This is a genomic window from Buttiauxella agrestis ATCC 33320 (assembly GCF_000735355.1).
GTDB lineage: Bacteria > Pseudomonadota > Gammaproteobacteria > Enterobacterales > Enterobacteriaceae > Buttiauxella > Buttiauxella agrestis.
Genome location: NZ_JMPI01000043.1, coordinates 1 through 4,073 on the forward strand (window position 1 = coordinate 1; position 4,073 = coordinate 4,073).

General features: G+C 50.6%; 3 protein-coding genes, 2 tRNA genes, 1 other RNA gene and 1 pseudogene. All 7 read right to left on the minus strand.

The annotated features are described in order from the left end of the window. Window positions 1-18 precede the first annotated feature (18 nt). Window positions 19-94: transfer RNA gene (locus tag GBAG_RS13860), tRNA-Lys, on the minus strand. Between the two features lie 44 nt (window positions 95-138). Then, window positions 139-266, minus strand: a non-coding RNA gene (locus GBAG_RS22215) — RtT sRNA. Window positions 267-281: 15 nt separating this feature from the next. Then, window positions 282-357: transfer RNA gene (locus GBAG_RS13865), tRNA-Lys, on the minus strand. 164 nt (window positions 358-521) lie between these two features. Further along, window positions 522-1,313 carry a cell division protein CpoB gene (cpoB, locus tag GBAG_RS13870; protein WP_034497131.1) on the minus strand — a complete coding sequence of 264 codons (792 nt, stop codon included), beginning with the start codon at window positions 1,311-1,313 and terminating at the stop codon, window positions 522-524. Window positions 1,314-1,322: 9 nt separating this feature from the next. Beyond that, a complete protein-coding gene (gene pal / locus GBAG_RS13875) occupies window positions 1,323-1,844 on the minus strand; it encodes a peptidoglycan-associated lipoprotein Pal (protein ID WP_034497134.1) in 522 nt (173 codons plus the stop codon). A 26-nt stretch (window positions 1,845-1,870) separates the two neighbouring features. Continuing rightward, window positions 1,871-3,163, minus strand: coding sequence for a Tol-Pal system beta propeller repeat protein TolB (gene tolB / locus GBAG_RS13880; RefSeq protein ID WP_034497136.1), 1,293 nt, complete (start codon window positions 3,161-3,163; stop codon window positions 1,871-1,873). A gap of 128 nt (window positions 3,164-3,291) precedes the next feature. Further along, a pseudogene (tolA, locus tag GBAG_RS13885) lies at window positions 3,292-4,073 on the minus strand (cell envelope integrity protein TolA); the annotation flags it as partial.

Here is a 4,073-nt window from a genome sequence, read left to right on the forward strand (position 1 = left end):
TTCGCACTACATCATAATTGGTGGGGCGTGCAGGATTCGAACCTGCGACCAATTGATTAAAAGTCAACTGCTCTACCAACTGAGCTAACGCCCCGCAATGCGGTTTACTGCTTCTTCAAATACTGACTGCTTCGAAATTGGTGGGTCGTGCAGGATGATTCGGCCTTTGGCCTCACCCTTCGGGGTCGTTGCTAAAGCAACGCTGTTTCGCTAACGCTCAACTCGAACCTGCTACAGGTTCGAACCCTTCACAATTCACTTACTTCGTACTGCTTCGAAATTGGTGGGTCGTGCAGGATTCGAACCTGCGACCAATTGATTAAAAGTCAACTGCTCTACCAACTGAGCTAACGACCCAATTTCGAGTCACTTCGGGTTTGTTTGATATCCCTTGGCAACGGCGGCATATATTACTGATTTAAGATTTTGACGCAACAAGAATTTCGATCAAGATCACCTAATGGCTCGCGTTTCGTTCGGCTTGACCAGAAAAACAGCAATATCTGGTCAGGCCGCACTCACTACATCGCATTCAGACGTTTTTGTGCCTGCTTTGCGCCGTCGGTATTTGGAAATTGTTTGATCACTTGTTGATACACAGCTTTCGCTTTTGCGGTATCGCCTTTGTCTTGCATGATCACACCGACTTTAAACATTGCGTCCGGGGCTTTTGGAGATTTCGGGTAATTTTTCACCACAGAGGCAAAATAAAACGCCGCATCATCCTTTTTCCCTTTGTTGTAATTCAGCTGCCCCAGCCAGTAATTAGCATTTGGCTGGTAAGTTGAATCTGGGTACTTCTTGATAAAACTCTGAAATGCAGCAATGGCTTCGTCCTGACGGGACTTATCCTGCACCATGGCAATAGCGGCATTGTAGTCGCTGTTGGCATCGCCACCCTGCACTGGAGCCGCCTGAGTGCTGGCTGACGCAGCAGCATCAGGTGCTGCTGTCGCAGCAGCGCCCTGATCGGTTGCACCAGCAGCTTGCCCTGCAGCAGCGCCGCTACCGAGGCTGTCTATCTGCAATAAAATTTGCTTCTGACGCTCAACAACCTGATTCAACTGATATTGACTTTCCTGGATTTGACCACGAAGGGAATCAATATCATTTTGGTTATCAGAGAGTTGTTGTTGAAGTTGGGTTAAGAGTTGACTGTGAGCGTTAGAAATACGCTCGAGTTGAGTGACACGGTCTTCGACCGAGCCTGAGCCGACACTACTGATTGGCGCCTGAGCAGTAGCGGCCCAGGGGGCCGCTATGCCAACCAGTAACGACAGACTCAACAAGTGATGTCTGAGGTTACTGTTCATACTGTTCTCTTAGTAAACCAGAACGGCACGACGGTTTTTAGCGTAAGCCGCTTCGTCATGACCCAGAACTGCTGGTTTTTCTTTACCGTAAGAAACGATGGAGATCTGGTCTGCAGAAACGCCTTTACCCTGCAGGTACATCTTAACAGCGCTAGCACGACGCTCACCCAGGGAAATGTTGTATTCCGGAGTACCACGTTCGTCCGCATGACCTTCTACAGTCACTTTGTAAGATGGGTTGCTACGCAGGAAGTTAGCGTGCGCATCCAGCATTGCAGCGAATTCAGAAGAAACATCATATTTGTCCAGACCGAAGTATACGATGTTGTTCTGTTGCAGCTGTTGCATCTGTAGACGAGCCTGTTCTTCAGATGACATGTTGCCATTGCTACCGTTAGCGTCCATACCAGTGCCGGCGCCCAGCATACCTTCGCCGCTCTCGTTGTTGGCGCTCTTGTTAGAACTACACGCAGCAATTGCCATAACAGGCAATACCAGCATCAGCCCTTTCAGCACTTTGTTCAGTTGCATTTCTTTGATCCTTTAATATTTTATTATCACAGATACGGCGACCAGGCAGGGAATTTAACCTGACCATCGGTTGCCGGAAGACGCGCTTTGAAACGCCCATCTGTTGAGACCAGATTCAGCACAGATCCCATCCCCTGAGAAGAGCTGTAGATTACCATCGTGCCGTTAGGTGCCAGACTTGGCGTTTCATCCAGGAACGTTGACGATAAAGTTTGTACGCCACCCGCTACCAGATCCTGTTTGGCGATATGTTGTTGCCCACCGTTCGAGCTAACCATCACCATAAACTTACCGTCGGAACTCACATCGGAATCCTGGTTCTGAGAACCTTCCCAGGAAATACGTTGTGGAGCACCGCCATTCACATTCACTTTATAAATCTGTGGACGACCAGCCTGATCGGAGGTGTACGCCAGGTTCTGGCTGTCCGGGAACCAGGTCGGTTCAGTGTTGTTGCTGCGACCATCAGTCACCTGACGAATCTGACCAGAGCCAATATCCATCACATACAGGTTCAGGCTACCGGTTTTCGACAATGCGAATGCCAGCTTGCTGCCGTCTGGAGAGAAGGTAGGCGCGCCGTTGTGACGAGGGAAAGAAGCCACCTGCTGCACCGCACCATTCGCCAGAGTCTGGATAACCAACGCTGAACGACCGCTTTCAAACGTTACGTAAGCCAGTTTGCTACCGTCTGGAGACCAGGCTGGTGACATCAACGGCTGCGGAGAACGGTGAACCACAAACTGGTTGTAGCCATCGTAATCAGAAACGCGCAGTTCATACGGGAACTGACCGCCATTGGTCTGCACGACGTAAGCAATACGTGTACGGAACGCACCTTTGATACCTGTCAGCTTCTCAAACACTTCGTCGCTGGCGGTATGACCGGCATAGCGAAGCCACTGTTTGTTCACTTTGTAGGAATTTTGCGCCAGTACAGTACCCGGTGCGCCAGAGGTATCAACCAACTGGTAAGCCACGGTATAGCTGCCATCACCATTCGGTGTGACCTGGCCAACAACAACAGCATCAATACCCAGAGCGGTCCACGCGGCCGGTTGCACTTCCTGAGCGGAGCCAGGTTGCTGCGGTAAACGTGAACGATCGAGTGGATTGAATTTGCCACTGTTACGTAAATCAGCGGCAACAATGCCACCAATATCTTCCGGTGCCGCACCTGGGCCTGCCCATTTAAACGGCGCCACACCAATTGGACGCGCTGAGTCCACCCCTTGGGTAATCTCAATACGAACTTCTGCGTGCAGCACGGCTGCCCACAGCATTAAAAAACTTAATGCAACTCGAAATGCCTGCTTCATCATATCTCCCTTACCTGGACCCAAAGCCCACGATAATTTAGCAGAATGTTAACAAACTCAAATACACAAAACTACCAAAACCCTGTGACTCAGCCTGGTTAGTTTTCCTCACTTTCGCGAGGAAAATTTCACTGTGGCTTAAAGTCGATAGGCGCGTTTTTGAAAACTTCATAAACGTCCTGGCTTGGCGGTTTCGGAATCTTCGCCAGACGCGCTGCCGCGATGGCAGCCTGGCAAAGAGCCGGATCGCCACCCTCTGATTTGATATCAAGTAGTAAGCCGTCAGGAGCCAGTTTTATGCGCAATGAGCAGGTCTTGCCGCTGAAGGCAGGGTCCTGGTAAAACTTGCTCTCAATTGCTGCTTTTATCTGACCTGCGTAACCATTGATCTCAGCACCAGAAGCGCCATTATTTTTAGTATTCCCTTTTCCAGCAGCAGCTGCGCTATTACCTTTCGCTCCCGCACCCGTTTTCGGCGCATTCTTACCAGAGCTCAGGTCGCCAAATAGATCGTCAACGCCCGCAGCGGCGGCCTTATCGGCAGCAGCTTTATCAGCAGCAGCCTTTTTCTTAGCATCTGCTGCGGCTTTTTTATCAGCAGCAGCTTTTGCAGCAGCAGCCTTATCGGCCGCGGCTTTGTCAGAAGCAGCTTTTTCTGCCGCAGCAGTCTCAGCAGCTTCTTTTGCAGCAGCTTTTTTGGCAGCTTCAGCCGTAGCTTTCTTCTCAGCATCGGCAGCTTTCTTTTCGGCTTCCTGCTGAGCTTTTTTCGCCGCAGCGGCAGCTTCGGCAGCCGCCTTTTTCTCTGCATCAGCTGCTTTTTAGCTGCTTCTTCAGTCGCTTTCTTTTGTGCATCCGCAGCAGCTTTCTTCGCCGCTTCTTCTGCAGCCTTCGCCTGAGCGTCAGCCTGAGA

Coding starts and splice junctions, on each gene's coding strand:
- cpoB (WP_034497131.1), bottom strand. CDS start 1,313: ATGAACAGTAACCTCAGACATCACTTGTTGAGTCTGTCGTTACTGGTT.
- pal (WP_034497134.1), bottom strand. CDS start 1,844: ATGCAACTGAACAAAGTGCTGAAAGGGCTGATGCTGGTATTGCCTGTT.
- tolB (WP_034497136.1), bottom strand. CDS start 3,163: ATGAAGCAGGCATTTCGAGTTGCATTAAGTTTTTTAATGCTGTGGGCA.